Below are 19,891 nucleotides of genomic sequence, written 5' to 3' on the forward strand. Positions count from 1 at the left end.
CAACATTTCCCTTGTCCCTTTACGGTGTTGAGCCAATCTGATAATTTAGCGTCGCCAGCGCCATGCGATATTGATATTCCGCATTCGCATTGCCGATCGCTGCATCTGTCTGCTGATACTCGGCCTGGCTCAGTTCGACAATGGAACTTAGCCCCATCTGGTAGCGTGTCTGCGCTAACTTGAGTCCCAGATTCGCCTCCTGCAACAGTTCCACAGTGACGCTGACTCTCTGGTACGAAGTATTCGCCGCCAGCCATGCAGTCCGCACGTCGCGCACGATCCTGTCCCGTAGATCTCTCGTTTGCTCGGCGGCTGCCTGGGCGCGGAGCGATGCCTCTTTTGCCTGCGAAGTGTAGAGAAATCCGTTAAAGACGGGAATGTTTACATTCACTCCGATTCCGCCCCACCAGTTTGTGGTGTAGTACTGCGCCGGACGAATTGGCACGGTGCCTACCGTCCCGGCAGCCGTGATACTCGGAAGCATCTGATCACGCTCTGCATGACTGAACTTGACAGCTGCCTGCTGGCTGAATTGCGAAGCTTGCAAATCAGGTCTCTGCTTTAAACTCGCCTGAACCAATTGGTCAATATCCGTGGGCGGTTGTTCAGCGTTCGCACCGTCATCAACCAGTTCGAACGTCACCTGGTGATCGAGCCCCAGTACGGCATCCAAAGCCGCCATCGTTGAATCCGCGTTGTTCTGCGCATCGAGAGCCAGCAACTTAGCCTGCGACAGATTCACATTGGCAAAACTCAGATCCAACGTCGACTTGAGTTTGTTCACAGTCATCTGGTTCACCTGCGATTGCAGAGTCTGACGGGTCATGACATTTTGCTGAGCTACCTTGAGCGTTTCTTCTGCTTGAAGGGCGTTATAAAACGCCTGGTCGGTTGCAAGCACAATATCGTATTGGGTTGCCACCGCATTCGCCGTCTGCGCCTTTTCCTGAAGCGCCGCGGACGCCACCAGATTCCTAGTCTTGCCGAAATCTGTCAGCAGTTGCGAAAATCCCCCGCCTGCGCCTGCGTGCGTAAACAATCGCGACGCCGTGAGGGCGCCTGCGGAGATGCGACTAGCATCTTCCGCTTCAACTGCCGTTATTGCTGCAGTACCAGTCGGTAATTCCGCGGCCCTGTTTTCTCGATATACCTGGTGCTGTGCCAGCGCAAGTAGGCGTGCCACTGTGACCTGGGGATTGCTTTTGAGCGCCATCTGCTCGGCCTGGCTTCGCGTGAGTCGCTGCATCGCTCCCGAAGAGGGAGCACCTGGGGCCTGAGTACCGGACGCACCGCCGAAAGAGGTAGATTGTGCTCCAGCCTCAGCAATCAATCGGGGCGGGGGCGCATCCGGAATCTCTGCGCGATGACGAGCCGTCTGGGAAATTACATCAGCAGTGAAAGGAATTGCCAGAAATACAAGGGCTGCCCAACGCATGGGCGTCTTCAATCGAATCGTCATGTCTGCTTATGCCTCTCCCTCTGCCGTAATCTGTCTATCCTTGCGACCGTGAACGATCAAGTACACTGCGGGCACAAGGAAGACCGTGAGGACAACGGACACGCCAAGTCCACCGATGATTGCTCGAGCCAATGGCGCATATTGTTCGCTTCCGGCCTCCAGACCAAGCGCCATGGGAATCATTCCGAGAAGCGTCGCCAGCGATGTCATCAAGATGGGGCGTAATCGGATTCTGCACGATTGGACAACTGCCTCCGCAATTGAAAGACCTGTTTCGTGAAGATGACCGGCAAACTCCACAATGAGAATGCTGTTGGACACGACGATTCCGGCCATCATGATTACGCCCATAAGGGACATGATGTTCATGGTGCTGCCGGTTAGAAGGAGAATAAGCAGCACACCCGCCAACCCCGGCGGAATCGCCATGAGAATGATGAATGGATCAAGGAAGGATGCGAACTGCGCCATCAGGATCAGGTAGACAAGGAGGATTGAAAGGATCAAGCCAATTGCGAATCGCTTGAACGACTCGTTCATGCTGACGACGGAACCTCGCACCGTTATACGGATATTTCCAGGCGTCTTGGTGCCATCAATTACGTCCTGCACCTCTTGGTTGACTTTTTGAAGAGCTTCAGTCGAGGGCATTACATAGACGTCAATCACTCGGCGTATCTTGTAATGGTCCACCTCGGTCGGTGTATTAATCTCCGCGATATTTGCGACGGAACTCAACGGCGTGTAATCCACCTCGTTCGCTGCATGCAAAGGGATTTGCTTGAAGTCGTCCATGCTCATGTTGCCGATTTTGTTATCGGAATATTGAACCGTAAGCATGTAGTTGTTTCCGGTCTTCGGATCGATCCAATAGCTGGGCGCGATCATTCCGTTCGACGTGAGCGCGGTAATCACGTTGTCCACAACCTCTTTTGGCGACAGGCCGATGAGGCTTGCACGTTCGCGATCAATGCTCAGCTCTAGACCGGGATAGCGAAGGTTCTGTGGAATCAGAACATCGCTTACATTCTTTAAACCCCTGATTTTAGTTGCAATCCGGTTGGCGATTTCATAAGACTGATCCATGTCATTTCCGCTGACTTGTACGTCGATTGGCGCGGGCAATCCCTGGTTGATGACCGAGTCGACTAACCCGCCGGCTTGAAAGTAGGTTGATAGCGTCGGCATATCTCTTGCGAGCTTTTTGCGAACACGCCTCATGTACTCGTAACTACCCAGTTTGTGATCTTCCTTCAGACTCACCTGCACAAACGCTGTATCCATTGAGGAGTTACTGGTGTAAATAGAAGAGAGATCGGGAGTGATGCCAATGTTGGATACAATCATGTCCAGGTCGTGATCGGGAATAACCTGACGAATTTCGTTCTCCACCTGTGCGACGTACTTATTGCTCAATTCGAGTCGCGTCCCGCTAGGACATTTGATGTTGATAACAAACTGTCCAGGATCTGTCCGCGGGAAGTAGGCTCGCCCCAGGAGCGGAAAGAGAGCAAAAGTCAGCACCACCGCGCCGAGAATTCCGACTGTGCTGGCGACGGGACGCAAAATCGATCGGTTCACTGCAACCACGTAAAGCTCCAGCATGCGCTGAAAGCGGTGATTGAAAGTGCGAACGATCTTCTCGAAAAAGGAAAGCTTCACCTCTCTTCGAAACTCAATCTGACCTTCCGCATCGATTTCCTCTTCCTCCGAGGCATGCGCTTCTGAAGGCTTGATAAATCGTGCGCAGTATAGCGGTACGACGGTCATGGCCACGATGTAAGAAGCGAATAGCGAAAAGACAACTGCGAGAGCGAGAGCCGTGAACAAGTACCGGCTCACTCCGTAGAGCAGCGCAACCGGAAAGAAGACGATTGCAGTGGTGAAGGTAGCGGCCAGCACGGGTAACTGCACTTCCCTTCCGCCCGCCTCTGCCGCCACTTGGGGTGACTCCCCCATTTCCAAGTGTCGGAAGATATTCTCGAGCACCACTACTGAGTTATCGATCAGGCGCGAAAAAGCCAGCGCAAGACCGGCAAGGACCATTGTGTTGATAGATCCACCGCCGATCCGAATGCAGATAAAGGCGGCCAGGGCTGACAAAGGAATGGACAGGAGAACAGCGAACGTAGCGCGGATGCTTCCAAGGAAAAGGAGGATCATCAAAGCGGTCAGCACCAGGCCGATCCCGCCCTCATTGCCGAGATTTCTGAGTGCTGATTTAACAAACTGCGATTGATCGAATACAACTGCTGTCTTGAGAGTGGATGGTATATCCACCAGGTCCTTAATCGCGGCCTTCATGCCGTTCACGATGGTGATGGTGTTGCTGTTGCCTCCCTGCTTCAGCACAGGAACATATACCGACCTCTGACCATCAATGCGAACGATGTTGGTTTGGAGCGTCCCCGAGTCTTCCGCTTTCCCTACATCGCCGACGAGCACCGAGGAATTTCCAACGGACTTGAGCGGAAGGTCGTTGATCTGTTCAGGAGTCGGCACCTGGCTATTGGCATAGATGTTGTAGTCTTTGGGTCCGATCCTTACATCGCCGGCCGGTAGAATCAGATTCGAATCGTTTACCGAACGGACCACGTCCATGAGACTCAGATTGTGAGCCTCAAGCTTCAGTGGATCGACATAAACCATGATCTGCCGATAGCGTCCGCCAAAGGGTTGCGGCACAGATGCTCCGGGCACGCTGGCAATCTGGTTGCGCACCTGAAATTGCGCCAGATCCTTCAGATCAGTCTCGTTTAGCCCCCTTCCTTTCAGAGTCACGAGACAGACAGGTTGACTCGATGCGTCCATTCCCAGAACGACCGGAGGCAAAGTGCCGGGCGGCAACCTTCGCAGATCCGCCATGGCTAGATTTGAAATGTTACTGAGAGCCGCATTCGCATCTGTACCGGGCTGGAAATAAATCTTGATCAGACTCACTCCGGTCAAAGAGCGCGATTCAATGTGATCAATGTTGTTGCCAAGTGTGAAGAATCTCTCAAACGTGTCAGTAATATCGGCCTCGATCTGTTCCGGAGGCATACCTGAGTAGAATGTCGCAACGACCACTACCGGCATGTCTATCTGCGGAAACAGGTCCACCGGCATCGAGGCGATACTCACGACGCCCAGGACCACAATTACGAGGCACACCATGATGATGAAGAAGGGATATTTCAATGCAAACTTTGGCATCTACTTTGTCCCCCCCGACTTTTCTTCATCAATATCCAAGGCAGTACTAGGCTGGAGATTCGTCATCACGCTTTCGCCCGGCTGATAGTTTGATTGATTGCCGGTGATGACGAGGTCGCCCTCCGCAAGGCCTGATTTCACCTCGATAAGGTTCGAGCCTTGCAGCCCTGTCACGATGTTGCGTGTCTGAACGTGATGCGACGCATCCACTACCAGGACCGACTGCTGGCTGCCATTCCGAATCACCGACTGCACCGGAACCGTCAAGACATTGTCGTGGCGTTCGAGTTCGATGGTTGTGTTGGCGTACTCTCCCGGCGTGAGCGAAAGATCTTTGTTATCGACGTCGATCTCCGTTTCCATTGTCCTGGTAGCAAGATTCAAATTGCGCGTAAAGCGCACCACCTTGCCCTCGAACGAACGGTGTATCGCATCCACGTTGACCGTAACTGTGGCTCCCTCATGAATAAACTCGACCGCGTCTTCCGGCACGGGTAAACGCAGTCGAAGCAGAGTGCTTTGCGAGAGCTTCACGATTGGCAAAGACTGGGTATCGGAAGAGGTGCCGGCCTGAATCAACGCGCCCGTATCTGCATAGCGCCAGATGATGACGCCATCAAGTGGGGCCGTGACCCTTGTGTAATCGGCAAGATCGCCAACCCGCTCATTGTCGGCCTTGGCCCCCTCTGATTGCTGCTTTGCCGCTGCCAGGGCGGACTTAGCGGCATCTACGCGTGCTTCCGACGCCAGGTCCTTCGATTGCGCGTCATCCAGTTCCTGTTCTGCGATCAATCCCGGCTGTGAGGCTGAGGCCTGCTTTAGACGTTTGTAGTCATTGTGAAGTGCTGAATGTTCCGATTCAGTTCGCGACACCTCATGCTCGGCGCGCGTGATCTCGTCTTTGCTCCTAGCCAATTCCGCGCCAGTTCCACGGAGTTGAGCGTCCAACTCCGGCACTTCCAGGATCGCCAGCACCTGGCCCTGGTGCACCTTATCGCCTATATCGACGTAGATGTGGCGGATATAGCCGGAAACTTTCGCGTGAACATCGATCACCTGATAGGGCTGAAACTGACCAGCCAGATTCAACTTGTGCACAATTGAGCCTCTCGCGACTGCCACCACCGTGGCTGACGGCGTCTCCGCCGCGTTGGCATCGGAACCTTTGGCCCCAGAGTGGCATCCGGCAAACGTCAGCGCGGATGCCAGCATGATCGTGAATGCAAAAATGAAACAAGGCAGCTTTCGCATGTAGATTTACACCTTTTCTTGAGGTCCTATGTGGCGTCAGCGATCGATCAATCGCGCAACCGCTCTGAAGAGATCACCCACTCCAGGAGATAAGGCCTGGAATTAACATTTGGATTTTGAATATGGGATTAAAGCCCGGAGATGGCCGGAGGAGGTTTAACGAATAATGCGCTCAGAATAGCCTGAGAACACAAGCACCATGGCTTGAGAAACCCAAAATATTGTCTGTCCCATCCAGCTTTCAATCCGGCAATACCGCCTGCCAAAAGAAAGAAAATCATGAAGGTGTACGCGGAGGTCTGCTGGGACGATTCTGACTTGGCAAGGCAAAGCCGAACACTATCGGTCGCATCCGGATCTTCGTTGCGGGACAGGAGCTTTGCTTCTGGAATTCGATGAATGCTCGCTCTATGAAAGTCGTACAACGATAATTTATAGCCGAGCCCCCAAAAAAAAACGCACACCCCCAGCATCACCAAAAGCATGGAGAGTCGGGTTGAGGAGTGGTGCGATTTAGAGATTTCGCTCACTAGTCCTGAATCTGCTTGCGTTGTAACTGAGCACAGGGGAATCACCCAGCTGGTGCACCATTTTGACAGAACAAACCCTGCAGAGGTTTGCCCATCACAATTATCCTTTCATGAATTGGCCGCAAAAACAAAGCCGCGCTAACGGGAGCGGTATCGTCGCCGATTCCCGCCCAGACACCAACTGGGATACTTTTCGCGCCTCGCTCGCGCCGGATAGTTCGCACAAAGCATTTAGTATCAGATGTTTATAGGATACGCTTCCGCAATCTTGTCTGCCATCAACTGCTCTGAGTAAATACCATCAACGGCTTCATCCCAAGTCAGTTCACGGGCCCTGTTTCGGGCCCCCTGCGCCAGGCAGTTCCGCAAATCCTTTTCCCTAGCCAATCGAAGGATGCTCAACGCAAGTTCCTCGATGATTTCGCGCTCTGATTTCGATCCGACCTTCAATGAGAAGCCGCACGATGAATCGACAATCGAACCGGGGCCGCCTAAATCCAGGCAAATCACCGGTAGACGAGCGGCCAGTGCCTCCAGAACGACCATGCCTCCCGAGTCGTGAAGGCTCGGAAAGATAAGGCCCATGCTGTCTCGATATTCGATGTCCATTTCGTTGTGAGGTTTTCCTGCCACCCATTCGACGATATCCGCAACATGCGCGCACAACGCAACGTGCTCAAGCCATCTCCGATCCTTCCCCTCTCCAATCACACGCAACTTGATGTCAGGAATCTCCGCTTTCACCTGCTCCATAGCGCGGAGTACCAGGTGCAATCCCTTCCAATAAAGTAGTCGCCCCACGAATAGGTATCGAGGTTGCACAGGCTTCGATGTCCGCTGTACCTCTGGGGCGGCGGCGGAGCAGTCCGGACGATCTATTCCTATTGCGCGCTGCACAATGCACTTATTGCGAAATCGGCCAGGAATTGCAGCTAGTGTTTCGCCAGTTGTGCATGCGATGACCTGCGCGCGCGCATATGTGCTTCGCATCCACGGATCGAACTTAATCAGCCGATTGCCTGTGTCGCGCAGCGATTCCGCCAATTTGCCAGGTAATGGGAGAGACTTGCGAAATTGCCTTGGCATTGCTTCCCCGCCACCCACTGGCCCGAAGATAAACGGAACGCCAAGTCCTCCCATGAAGGAGGGCTGTCGATACGAGACAAACGTAATGTGTTGCACAATATCGAACCGCTCTGTCGCATGGAGCCGTTTGGCTTTTCGATAGGCCCCGATCTGCCAGAGCAGGTAGTAGACATAGATACCGCCAGGCCAGTGCTTCCAGAATCGCAGCCATCGAGGAAGATCGCAGTAGTGGAACGTCAGTCGCGAGTCCGGCTGGATGTGCGCCTGCTTGATCGGCACTCGGTTGTTGCTGCGAGTGATGACGTGAACGTCGTAACCGCGCCGCGTCAGGGCCAATGCCCAGTTCCATCCGACGGCGGGCTCAGAGCCTTTATTTGGCTCGCAAGCATAAGCGGACAAGAGAACCTTCATACCCTGGCGTCCTGAAAACCGTGCCCGGCTAAACCTGGTGAACAGCCGAAGGTTGCGTCATTGAGCGTATTCGACAACGTATAGAATTGGATGCGGATTCCGCTGTAAACGGTGAAAGAAAAGGCCTTTGTGCTCGCAGTTCCGCAAAGCTTCGACTGCTTTGCGCTTGTCCGAAAGAAAGACTCCCAAGCGCTCAGCCTGGGAGTCCTTGGCCATTTCGATCTAAGAACGGTGACGGTTCGAAGTCAGGCTGGCACGATGTGCACGTTAAACGTCACCGAGTGCACTCGGCTGCCGCTAATAGCCCAAATCGTGATCGGGACCGTCTGATTCGCCGCATACTGTGTGGCTGACAGATACAGCTTGAGCGTTCCGTTGTACACGCTGTACTGACTCAGAGATGCGGTAACATTTGATGGCAGACCGCTTACAGATAGGCTTACTGTTCCCCAGCCATAGTTATCAACTTTTGCCGCGGCAGTTAAGTGACCCGATGACATCGAATAGCTCGTCTGATCCACATTCACATCGAAGTCCTTATAACTCTGGCTTGGGATCGCACACGCGCTAGCGGAAGAGACGGATGCCCAGTTCGAGCTGTAGTCGGTCCCCACGGAACTCTTCCACGCAGAGAAGTTCACAATATGATTGCTGGGAAGCTTGAAGGAATAGGAGGTGTTCGGGTCGTACCAGTGGTTGCCACTCGCTACAAGTGAGTTGGCGAAGGTGGACCAATCCGACCCACTCAAGTATGTTCCAAATACGACCTGACCGGCAGTGGCATTTTGAAAGTTGTTGCCTGTCAATACGGTACCACTGGTATAGAGGTTGTAATACTGACCGGTCTGCCAGTCATAAATGACGTGACCTCCCGCTCTACCAGCAATGAATATCTCGCCGGGGTACAGTCCGAAGCCTCCATTGTTATAGAAGGTGTTGTACTTCATCGTCAGCTTCTCGTTGTTCAGAACAGTTGTTCCAGCGAGGCTTGTACAGAAGTGGCTGTTCTCGACGGTGATCGGGCCTTCGTTTGCCTCGAGTTGCAAGGCCGACATGATGCTTCCCGCCACGGTGGCATTGTTGACAGTAATATTCTTATTGTCGGTGTCGAACCAGAGGCCCTGCGCCTGGTTGCCATACGCATAGTGGTCCTGAACGGTCGTATCCCTCATCAGCATCAGCTTCGTTCCGCCCATGCCCCAGTTGTAGAGCGCCCCTTGCGCGCCACGCCAGTTATTGAAGTCGCTTTCGTCGTAGCTGAAGAGCGCGTACTGGTCCTTGTAGCCTTGGAATCCTACGCCTCCATTGTGACTCGCAATCGAGTTCTGCACCGTAATGTGCGAACTGGAATTGACTGCCAGACCGCCCCAAGCGTTCCAGTTTGCCTGCACACGATCGAGCAGCACCTCTGAACTTCCGTTGATGTTTGCCGCACTCTGATTGATGCAGGTCCTTCCATGGCGAAACACCAATCCGCGAAGCACCACATTCGAGCGAGAATTCACCGTGATGGTTGAGTCTCGAACTGCAGCCTCGACTGTCGCACTGTAAATGCTTGTCGACGAGGGTACGGTCACCAGAATCTGGTTAGTCGCCTCATCTACGAAAAAAGTTCCTCCGCGCAACTGCGACTCTGACATCACCTGCGTATAGGCGACGCCGTTTACTACGATCATCTCGGTGCGTCGAGCCACGCTGGGAAAGTTCGATGGCCAACCGGAGGGCACTGCACAATATCCGAAGTTGTTGTTCCAAGAATGGTAGTAGGTATAGGGATGCCCTGAAACTGATGTCCAACCAGTCAAGACATCGGAACCCGCAATGACGGCGCCGCCAGTCGCTGATGCCTGGATCGTCAGTGGTACCGTTGACCCGGCGTAAACGGGGTTGACCACTACCGATTCCCGATAGACTCCGGACGCGACGATGATCTTTGTCCCGATTTTCTTTTGATTGTTTGTGTTGGCCTTGTTCACTGCAGCTTGAATAGTTTTCAGCGGCGAGGAACTTGAACCCGAATTCGAGTTCGATCCGGTCGAACCGTTCACATAAACATATGCCGTCTGGTTCTCGGTAACACTTGCCTGGGTATACGCGCGGCTTCCAGCAAAAGCCAGAGCCAGGAGGATGGATACGGAAACAGTCTTTGAAAAGTGCATTTTTAGAGCCTCTGCGGGTAAGAAAACTGGAACAACGGTTAAAGCAGCGTTAGTAATGTCCCGTCTGCGAAGGTCCGGGATCTTCATTCGCCCCGTGCAACGCGCGGTGCTTTCCTGATCTCCGTCCGGAAAGCAGGTTCAAGCCAAGGCAGCCAGATTCGAATGGTGCAATAGCCCCCCCGGGGGCCAGATCAAAATGCGCTACCTTGCCGGAGGATCAGTTTGTTGTGGGGAAGTCTTTGTGAGGCTGATGCGAAGCCCGCGCGAGTTTACCGGTCTGCTCAACGATCCGGCCACGGAACACGAGTCGCCAAGGCGATTCCTCCGCGACTCTGCTGAAACCTGCAACTGCGAATATCCTGCTCGAATCGGACAGAAATCCGCAGGTGTCAATTGAGGCCGTATAAAGCGCGAACTTGTTGTGCGAAGCTCTGGGGAAGATACTTGCACGAAGAAATAATTTTGCTTTTGCGCCTCTGCAAGAGGCAACTTAGTGCATCTATTTATAGACAGGAAGAAACGGATTGATAAACCGGTACGCCCATTATTGCCGGAGCAACCCAGCGTCGCGAAAGAGCGTTCAAAAAGGGTCGATTTAGTGCGCAACAAATGCCTCTTCGGTGCTCAAAATTAACCAAGACGTGCCTTGCAGAGTGCTCGGGGCTATGTTGTTTGGGCACCACCGTCGCAGGGGTTCAGGTGGCGTTTTCAATCAGCCTCGATACTTAGCTCAACGCAAGGGTTTGGCAACAAGAACACAATAGGCCTAATGGCACCATAAACAATACAGTTCGGAATTGATCACATCGCTCGGATGCTCATGACACGAGCTGATGCGATCTCCGTCTTTCTCTTGCATGTCGTGCGGGCTTGCTGGCTTCTCGGGTTATCGTCTTCCCATAAAACTGATGGCTAATGTCCATAGGAGGTACCAAATTACTCCTCCTGCGAACGCAATCAGTATGATCGCTCTTGCGGTTGCGATCAGATCGTGCTTGGGAACCCGTGGTGAGGCCTTGCGTGCATCATACAAATCATGTCGCATCCCTGCAACAAAAAATTGCCGGAATCGTGCTGATTTCTTTCGAGTAGTGCTGGATTGCCGCACGCTCATAATTGCCGTCCAAGTGTCTGCACGCCAAACCGCGTTTCAGTGTCTGTTCACAACTTAAGGAACCTGAGCGTAGGATACGGCAATTGCTCCCGCCTGTCGAAGATTACTTCCGCATGGGCGCGAGCCAACACGAACACGACTAACTTGATGGTTTGGCGAATGTTAAGAGTGAGTCAATTTGCCCAGGTCGGGAGACAATTGCAGCCGACCGTCTGAGAACAGCGATTGCCAATTCAAGCTTGAATTGGAGAGACCGCGTCAAGAAGAAACCGAATCTGCTTGAACGCATACGAGGCCAGCCACGCATTTCCGCCCCGCCACTCCATCAATAACTCTCCCAGCAGGTACCGCATAGTGAGAGCGGGAAGAACTGCAGGCGGAATATCAAACCGACTACGATAGCTCGCAAGAAGGTGGTTTGAATTGATCGACTCCCAGACTCGGCCAGCTCCTCCAAAATGCACATCATCGAGATAGAAGAAGCGGCAAGCATCCTGCCATGGAAGACCATCCGCAATGGCCCACTCCCAATCGAGGAGCCCCAAGACCCCTTTGCGAATCCATTTCAAATTCCACGGCGCAAAATCCCGGTGCTCGACGAAACGCCGAAGTGGCAGATCGCAATCGAGCAGGTCCATGCCTCTCGCCAGCACCGACCTATCGAAGGGAAGATCTGATGATTCGAACCCCAAAGCCAATTCCGTACGATAATCACAAACACGCGAAACGCCATCGCCGCAGGCTAATGAATTGAGGAGTTCGATATGCGCCTCTGTGAATCCGCGCGAAACCGGGTTACCATGCAGCCAGGACTGCGCCACAATTCCTCGACTGCGATCCTCGTATAGAACCCTCGGCAGGTAATCAAGCCGCCGCAAAACCCTGAGCATCTCCGCCTCGTTGAAGATGGCCTGACTGGCGTCTGCCGCGAGTGGAATCTTCGCCGCGCATACCACCTGCTTTCCGCTCTCAATCAGAAAGAGGATTGCTTTCCGTGTGTGCGACGGGTTGCCCACGTGGATCACCGCGTTCCATTCCTTCGGAAAACATTGCAGATTCGATCGCCAATAGCATGTATCGACGCGAACAACGCCGTTCCGCACGCCTGGCATCATCGGAAGCGCATTCACAGCGGCGGCGATACGCACTGCCTTCCACCTCAAACGCGACACCGTCTTCCATGGCGCCCAGCTACGCAATACGGGCAAGCTACTGCCTGGGCTCCCCATGATGATCCAGCGGGGCTCTGCTCCTTGCGAGATGACATGCGTGCTACAGTCTTCCCGCTGGCGTGCGCCGACGGATTCATCTTCGCAAAAACTGCGTGCCACGACTTCCGCCGCCGTTAGCTGAGAAGCCGGCTCAGTAGTCATCAGCATTGCGGCCGCGGAGCTTCAACGCGCGCATGATCGGTCTGAACTGCCCCGACCTTCGATCTAAGCCGTTCCCTCGTACGTCGCTCGAAGTGTTCTACAATGGCGCAGTCCACGTCGCGAATAACATCAGAAAGCGGTTGTGCGGCATTCACGATGGTGGCGAAAGGAAGGCTGCGCGCGAGTTTGCAATACTCGTCCCGCTGTCTCATGACCTCGTCAAAGGGAACTTCCCGTTTTCTGGCCCACAGTACATCCGGCGGGGCATCGAGAAGAATCACCATATCCGGATGAGGAACGAGACACGCGGCCAATCGAAGCAGCCATTGAGGTCCGCCATATCGAACCCGCTTGCTGTCGACCAGAAGATCGTAGATATAACGATCGAAAACAATCAGCTGTGAACGCCGCATTGCCGGCGCAATCTGCAACGCATACCCAAGCCAATAATCCGCCATCATAAACAGGATCTTGAGCACTGAGAGCAAAGGGCTGCGTGGAGGTTTGCCGTGCGGATTTGTCACGACCTGCTGCGTCGCCGCCCCCCGCCGCAAACTCTTCGGCCGCAGGTGAAAACATTTGACCTTGTCGTACGCGAATCTGAACTGTTGCTGGATCGCATCAATCACCACTGATTTCCCCGCGCCATCCGGTCCCATGATCGCGATCCAGCCACCTGTGGGCATCATCATTCGCCGCAGATGATGAATTGCATGGCGGGGGCTTGAGGCCATCCTAGTCACCAACGACTCTTCCGAATTTCGCATCAGCTCCGATCGGATAAACTCCAGGCCCCACTCCATCCTCACCCAATCGTTGGTGGATGCCATCCGGATCAGTAAAGTCCGGCTGCTTCCTTTCCAGAACCGCGCAATCATCTTGTCGCAGCCGGCTGGATCCTTAAGGTAGAGGCGATGAAGCTTCAGGCCGTGTTGCGCATCGAAAGTGCGCTTGTTCAGGCGCTTGATCAGGTAGTATGCGAATTCATGCGGTGGCGCTGGTATCCATAGACCATTCGCATGCTGCCGCCGCCCCGCCAATACTTCGTCCGCACGCAGCCACAGCAAACCAAAATGGCGATAGTCCGCCGTCGCATCGGGCTGAACAATGATCAGCCGCTCGCCCGCCTGAAACCCAAGTGAATATGACCTCGCGCTCAGTTCATGTCCAACCGTGTGAAATAGCTTCGAGTTGGATTTCTTCGCCACTCCTTCGATGATCTGGGGCATCCGATCAAAATCTCCGCTATCCACCATGAAGTCGATGTCCGTATCGAACGAGTCGGGCAGATGATCGTAGCCTGAAAGCACACAGTAAGCCTTGCAGTCATTGGTCAGGGCCGCAAGCAGAGTACGCGCAAGATTCGCCTTGACTTGTGCCGTATCACAAAGTTTGCTTGCGGAATCGATTGCGATCTGGTCTTGCAAACTCACTGGTCCTCCGATTCGGATTGCGGGCTCTAGCGCGGTTGAAACACGTAGCGAGACCTGAAGAGCCTGTACGTGAATCCAATGCTCACTCCATTGGGATACACGGATCCTGTCTGGATGCCTGGGATACCAGGTGCATTCGGCCAAAATTGGAACTCGTAATCCGCCCTGAACTTCCAGTGTTCTTTCAAGGCGATGTCGATTCCCCCGCCGGGAGCCAATACAAAATATCCGCCATGAGCCAGGTCGTAAGGAAAGTTGATCTCGCCTGCTCCGACGAGCACCTTGGCGTAAGGTTGATACTTGTCGCTCTTGTAGAACCGGTAGCGAGGCCCCGCGAGGTAGGTAGATTCACTGAAACTTTGCGGGCCGCCAAATCGCAGCCAACGACCTTCTCCCTCTACTCCAATATCTCCAGCAAACAGTGGGGAGTAGTCGATGTATGCTCCTAAGCCGGAAGTTTTGTAGCCTTGATAGCTGGCGTCGAAAAAACTGAAAGTGCCACCGACCGACAATGGCACGACGCCCGCGGTAGCACTGTCCTCAACCTGCCCGTGGGCCCACGCGCAACCAAGAATCAGACTGCCAAGGACTAACAGTTTTTGGATCACGCGTTACTCCTGAACTTTTTCGATTGCAGAACCTTTTCAGAACCTTCTGAAGGACAAAACCGCCAGTCGCCCTCCTCCAGTCAGACGCCAATCAAGGCGCGGTCTGGGTAACAAACGGCCCGTAGATGATGTACATGCGCCCGTCCTGGATGGTGCACGGAGAAACCACGCAATTTGTCACTTTCTTCGTCGCGAACGCAAGCCCATCGGATCCCCACCGAACGATATGTTGCGGCAGTCCATTGACCTGATACAGGGAAAGCTGAGCAACGGGACTGTATTTATTCAGATTGAAAGACTCAACCTCATATGCCACCGTCTGGATGTCCGTGGCAGACTGACCGACGAAATAGGCATTGCCGAGAGTTCCATCCGTGACCATGACGCCCGACGAAACGAAGTTGCCGGTTTGCGCCGCGGTGGCGGGATTCACGACCAGGCCATCGTCCCCATAGAGCAACTTCGTAGACGGATCGAGATGGATGCGCAGGTTCGGCACGGGGAAGAAGTTAGGATGGTCGCTGACAAGAGCGACTCCATTCGCCGACACCGATAGCTGGTAGAAGTCTCCCTCGTAGTTCTCGTTGTTAGCCGCATAGATTGCCGTACCGTCAAGGCTCCACTGAATCGTGTCGAGCAACACGTCTCCAGCCTGGGTGGTCGGAGAGATGACCGACGCGCGCTGAGTGGCGTTGTCGTAGATTGCTACGCCGCCAGCCGCCTGCACAATCGAGACGATTGGTGGAACTCCCCGCGCAACCGCGATCGTTGTGGATTGGACGGGGTCAACCTCAATATCCATCGCGTAATACGGCCCCAGGTTTGAGTCCGTGCCGAGGGGAATGCTGATGTCTGGCACTCCCTGCTGATTACCCAAATCCAATCGCTCCACGGTTCCGTTCCCATCCAGCCCTACATAGAGATACTTCTCATCTGCCGACAGGGCGAGATGGTCGGGTTCGCTTCCCGTGCCTGGAGAGTAGGTCCACTGCACAGATAGGGAAACGGGATCGATAGCGATGACCGTGTCGGGGTTCTTGCTCGATGTTCCCGGCTGCGAAATGTACATGATATTTCGCGCTGGATCCCACAGCAGGTCGTTGACTTCGCCGAAGAAGATATTCATTCCAACCAGGAACGGAATCGGGTTGGATGCATTCGACTGGGTATTCCTGGCTGTGACCGGAACCTCGGCAACCGCGGTCAAATCCGACGCAGGCACTTGCGCCGTAAGCTGTACATCGCTGACGACGGTCGTGGGCAAAGCGTCCGTGCCGAAATATGCCACGCAGCCCGGCGCGAAATTCGTTCCGTTTAGCGTCAGCGTAAACCCGGCGCTCCCAACCGCGGTCTTGGTTGGGCTGATATTCGTGAGCGTTGGAGTCGTTGCAGGATTCACGGTAATGGTGAAGGGAAGAGTGTTCGAAACGGTGCTGTCTGGGTTCAGCACAAACACATTTTCTGTACCGGCCATCGTCAACGCCGTGCCGGGGATGGTCGTCGTCAGCTCTGTTGACGAGACAAAGGTGGTCTGCATCGCAGTCCCATTCCAGACAATCACGCTGCCGCTCACGAACCCCGTACCATTCGCGGTCAGTGCCACAGAAGGGACGTTGTTATAGGAAGTATTCGGACTCAGCGAAGTCAGCGTGGGTGGAGTGCCTGCAGTCCCGCCCGTGACGATGAAGGGAAGTTGATTCGTCGAGTTCTTGCTTGCATCCTGCACTGCCACCTGAATCGTACATGCGGCTGCCAAGCTTGTAGCGGGCACGGTGGCGTGCACTTGTGTTGCTGAATCGAACGTAGTGGAGATCGCAGCGCCGTTTAGCGTGATCGAATCGCCATTTGCAAATCCCACACCTGTAGCCGTCAACGTGAGCGCAGCACTCCCCGCCGCAACCGTGTAGGGGTTGATTGAGGTAAGGCTGAACGTCTGCGAACCGCTGCCGCCGGTGACCGTCAACGTCATCTCGCCCGAGGTTGTAGTGTCCGGCTTCATCGCCCGGATCGCAACAGTCCCCGGATTCGCGATCTGCGCGGCTGAAATGGTTGCGGAGAGTTGCGTGTTAGAAAGAACGGTCGTGGCCTGCGCCACGCCATTCCATAAGATCTGTGTGCCCTTGATGAAGTTGGAACCTGTCGCAGTCAGCGTGAATCCGGGACTACCTGCCATCACCGTCGCAGGGGATATTGCGCTGAGCGTTGGGGTAACGATGCCCTTGAACCCGCCGCAGCCTGCAGCGAACATCAAGAGAACCAGGAAACCAATCCGAGACACTTTCATTTTCGAAATCGGCCTTTCTGGAAAACATCTGGTTTGTACAGCAGAGAACTCAACCGTGAAAAACCGGGGACGAATCATTTCAGATGCGAGAATTCGAAAAAAAGATTGCTCTGACGGGGCGTGAGGCGAGTTCGGACCAAGATCATCGCCCATCTCGTTCGAATGCGGAGGCGAGCCAACTTCGCACGCAACTGTCTGCATCAAAGTGAGAGCAGCAAATCGGCTATTCAGATGTAACGCGTGCCGCGAAGATTGCCGAAACTTACCCCCGTACCGCCGCCCGCGCATACATAAGTCTTCAAATCTTGACTACGGAGTGCCTCATGCGGAATATGCGTTGCTTTCGTCTCTGGCTATGTCTCTCGATTCTCCTCACATCGAGTCTTGCCGCGAGAGCACAAAACATTTACGTCAGCCCCAAGCTCCTTCCCTTTTCTGACACCGCGATAGGAACGACAAGTGCGCCGATGACGGTCACCATCGACAACAATCAGACCGGTTCGCTGTCGATTTCTGGCATGCAGCTTCCGGCTCCGTTTTCCGAGACGAACAACTGCGGGACAACTCTCGCACCTAACCAGACATGTAAGATTTCGGTAACCTTCAGCCCGACCACGGTGAAGTATTACTCTGCGAGCTTGACCATCACGGACAGCGCAGGCAATTCTCCCCAGCTCATTTCGCTCACTGGCAATGGAGTGAAGTCCACGGTGAGTTACGCACCGCCGGTCGGCGGAATCTACTTTTACAATCAGATCGTTTCGACTCCGAGCACGCCGCAGGCGGTTACGCTTACCAACAAAGGCTCTGCTCTGACATTCAGTTCCATCACATCGTCTGCCGATTACCCGTTCACAACAAACTGCGGAAATGGCCAGGGGGGTGGAACGCTTGCCACGGGCGCCAGCTGCACCATACAGGTCAGATTCGATCCCCAAGCCCTCGGAAAACGCATAACGAATCTCACCATCGCCGAGAACGCTGCCGGGAGCCCGATCGTTGTTCCGCTGCAGGGCACGGGGATATCCGGCACTCCTCCCGCAGCCGTTGCGGTTACACCCTCCGCGCCGTGTGTACTGCCATCGGGGACAGAACAATTCGCTGCCGTAGTCACCAGTGAAAGCAATAATGCGGTCAATTGGTTGGTCGACAACATTACTGGCGGAAACTCCACGGTCGGCACCATCAGCCAGTCGGGACTCTATACCGCTCCGCCCTATGCGGGCTCTCATACCATCAAGGCGGTGAGTCAGGCGTCAAGCTCTGTCTCCGGCCTGTCCGTAATCTCTGTTAACGACAGTCCCACTTTCGAGATCTACCCATTCGTTTCTTCGATTCCGACGGGGGGCCACCAGACCTTTCAGGCACAGCAATGTCTGGTGCCTGTCAGCAATGTCACCTACACGGTAGATAACATCGCCGGTGGGAACAGTACTATTGGCACTATCTCCAACGACGGTGTTTATACCGCTCCACCAACTCCTGGAAAACATACGGTGAGGGTTACGGACTCCGGATTGAACAAGACCAGCGGTGCAGTAGTCACGACGTTCACCGCCATCACGGCCGACTTTAACTCCCGCGCCAAAACCACCGCCCCTGTTCCTGCCGGTATGTTCGGCTACGGACGCGGCGAGGCACTTCGTGGAACCTCAGATCGTGAGTTGCTGACGCAGGCTGGCCTTACCGAAGCTCGGCTGTCCGGTCTCATCACGTTCGTCTACGCCACGCAAACTCCCAACTGGACTCAGATTGATTCCATGATCGAAGCTCTCCAGAGTACGGGGCAACACGCGCTCATCCAACTCAATCAGTCTCCGACATGGCTGCAGCCAACCTCTGGCAAGTGTGCCGGCAGTTCATTCGCAGCACCTACGAACATCAGCGAGTGGGCACAGATCGCCGCTTCATATGTCGCGCACTTCGACAGCAAGTTCCCGGGAGTGGTGCAGGATTACGAAATCTGGAACGAGCCAAATGCCACCGGCATGTGCGCGACCGTTAACCAGATGGGCACATACATGAACATCTACGCCACCGCAGCGCCCGCAATGAAGGCGCAGGCCGCCCAAGACGGGGCCACAATCCGCATCGGAGGCCCTGTGCTCTCGGGATATTCGCAGCTATGGATTTCTACGCTGCTTACGAGCGCCTCTACCGCCCCCTACGTCGATTTCGTCAGCTATCACCAGTACATCTTTGGCCAAAGCCAGCTTGAGGCGCAGTGGGATCGGTACACTGGCGTCCCGTCGCTGTACGAAATGACGCAGGATCCAAGTACGGGCGCCTTTGCGAATTACAACAAGACTCTGGCCCAAGTCGCACTTGGCAAGCAGCCTGGCGGAGCCAAGACGCCTGTCTATGTCACTGAGTACAATTCCAACTGGGCATTCTTTAAAGACTGCTGCCGCAACGACAGCACCTACGCCCCGGTGTGGAATGCTCTTTACGTTACGGACATGCTCGATTCTGTCTACAACGGCAGCGCTCACGTACCCGACAAGCTCTACTACTTCGCGGGGAACGCCTATCCGTACTTCTGCCTGATCGGCGTCCACGACACGAACATGGATTGTCTGTATTCGGCCGGTGCAACGCCGGTCCCCTATCCGCAGTACTACGCCTATCAGCTCTTCGGGGCGAATGATTATCTCAGTTTGGCCGGGGGGGGATATATGGCGAAGAGCATTTCCACTCCGACGGGCGGCGGAGGTCTGGCAACCACCGCCTTCTTCACATCCACACAGGACTCGGTCGTTATCATCAATCCGACCTCAACCTCGTATCCACAAATCTCGGTAACGCTCGCCAATCCGGGATTCAGCGATACGCAGGGCACTTTGTATCAGATTCAAAACGGATCGGAGATCACCTCGACTCCGATAGCATTTACTTCCCAGGGAGCTAGTCGCACCGCAACCATAGATGTTCCTCCATACTCAGTTCAGGCCATTGCTTTCAAGTGAGTCTGATTGACGGGAGCTTGCG

The 19,891-nt window shown here is 54.4% G+C and carries 11 protein-coding genes; 1 reads left to right on the plus strand and 10 read right to left on the minus strand.

The window, feature by feature from the left end:
- Positions 1-19 precede the first annotated feature (19 nt).
- From WA354_RS22440 to WA354_RS22485, 10 genes are all read right to left on the minus strand, one after another.
- A complete protein-coding gene (locus WA354_RS22440) occupies positions 20-1,459 on the minus strand; it encodes a TolC family protein (RefSeq protein WP_472815251.1) in 1,440 nt (479 codons plus the stop codon).
- 6 nt (positions 1,460-1,465) lie between these two features.
- Positions 1,466-4,654 (minus strand): efflux RND transporter permease subunit, encoded by a 3,189-nt coding sequence (locus WA354_RS22445; RefSeq protein WP_472815252.1) that lies wholly within the window; start codon positions 4,652-4,654, stop codon positions 1,466-1,468.
- The gene (locus tag WA354_RS22450) at positions 4,655-5,905 is read right to left on the minus strand and encodes an efflux RND transporter periplasmic adaptor subunit (protein WP_472815253.1); all 1,251 of its coding nucleotides are present in this window, start codon (positions 5,903-5,905) and stop codon (positions 4,655-4,657) included.
- A 128-nt stretch (positions 5,906-6,033) separates the two neighbouring features.
- Positions 6,034-6,435 (minus strand): hypothetical protein, encoded by a 402-nt coding sequence (locus WA354_RS22455; RefSeq protein WP_472815254.1) that lies wholly within the window; start codon positions 6,433-6,435, stop codon positions 6,034-6,036.
- A 237-nt stretch (positions 6,436-6,672) separates the two neighbouring features.
- Positions 6,673-7,932: a glycosyltransferase family 4 protein gene (locus WA354_RS22460; protein WP_472815255.1), complete on the minus strand. Its 1,260-nt coding sequence runs from the start codon at positions 7,930-7,932 to the stop codon at positions 6,673-6,675.
- 245 nt (positions 7,933-8,177) lie between these two features.
- Entirely contained in the window at positions 8,178-10,091 is a 1,914-nt protein-coding gene (locus WA354_RS22465) for a right-handed parallel beta-helix repeat-containing protein (RefSeq protein ID WP_472815256.1), read from the minus strand.
- A gap of 1,347 nt (positions 10,092-11,438) precedes the next feature.
- Complete coding sequence (locus tag WA354_RS22470; RefSeq protein ID WP_472815257.1) at positions 11,439-12,584, minus strand: phosphotransferase family protein; 1,146 nt, start codon at positions 12,582-12,584, stop codon at positions 11,439-11,441.
- Complete coding sequence (locus tag WA354_RS22475) at positions 12,578-14,011, minus strand: nucleoside/nucleotide kinase family protein (RefSeq protein ID WP_472815258.1); 1,434 nt, start codon at positions 14,009-14,011, stop codon at positions 12,578-12,580. The genes WA354_RS22470 and WA354_RS22475 overlap by 7 nt, the downstream gene beginning before the upstream one ends.
- A 26-nt stretch (positions 14,012-14,037) precedes the next feature.
- Complete coding sequence (locus WA354_RS22480; protein ID WP_472815259.1) at positions 14,038-14,619, minus strand: hypothetical protein; 582 nt, start codon at positions 14,617-14,619, stop codon at positions 14,038-14,040.
- A 91-nt stretch (positions 14,620-14,710) separates the two neighbouring features.
- Entirely contained in the window at positions 14,711-16,903 is a 2,193-nt protein-coding gene (locus WA354_RS22485) for a hypothetical protein (protein ID WP_472815260.1), read from the minus strand.
- A gap of 323 nt (positions 16,904-17,226) precedes the next feature.
- Between WA354_RS22485 and WA354_RS22490 the strand changes: the two genes are divergently transcribed.
- Positions 17,227-19,869 carry a choice-of-anchor D domain-containing protein gene (locus WA354_RS22490; RefSeq protein ID WP_472815261.1) on the plus strand — a complete coding sequence of 881 codons (2,643 nt, stop codon included), beginning with the start codon at positions 17,227-17,229 and terminating at the stop codon, positions 19,867-19,869.
- The last annotated feature ends 22 nt before the right edge of the window (positions 19,870-19,891 follow it).

The sequence above is a fragment of the Occallatibacter sp. genome, from assembly GCF_049802275.1.
GTDB lineage: Bacteria > Acidobacteriota > Terriglobia > Terriglobales > Acidobacteriaceae > Telmatobacter.

Bases quoted from the DNA above. Each gene is read 5' to 3' on its own strand.
- WA354_RS22440 (WP_472815251.1), bottom strand. From the start codon at position 1,459: ATGACGATTCGATTGAAGACGCCCATGCGTTGGGCAGCCCTTGTATTT.
- WA354_RS22445 (WP_472815252.1), bottom strand. From the start codon at position 4,654: ATGCCAAAGTTTGCATTGAAATATCCCTTCTTCATCATCATGGTGTGC.
- WA354_RS22450 (WP_472815253.1), bottom strand. From the start codon at position 5,905: ATGCGAAAGCTGCCTTGTTTCATTTTTGCATTCACGATCATGCTGGCA.
- WA354_RS22460 (WP_472815255.1), bottom strand. From the start codon at position 7,932: ATGAAGGTTCTCTTGTCCGCTTATGCTTGCGAGCCAAATAAAGGCTCT.
- WA354_RS22465 (WP_472815256.1), bottom strand. From the start codon at position 10,091: ATGCACTTTTCAAAGACTGTTTCCGTATCCATCCTCCTGGCTCTGGCT.
- WA354_RS22470 (WP_472815257.1), bottom strand. From the start codon at position 12,584: ATGCTGATGACTACTGAGCCGGCTTCTCAGCTAACGGCGGCGGAAGTC.
- WA354_RS22485 (WP_472815260.1), bottom strand. From the start codon at position 16,903: ATGAAAGTGTCTCGGATTGGTTTCCTGGTTCTCTTGATGTTCGCTGCA.
- WA354_RS22490 (WP_472815261.1), top strand. From the start codon at position 17,227: ATGCGGAATATGCGTTGCTTTCGTCTCTGGCTATGTCTCTCGATTCTC.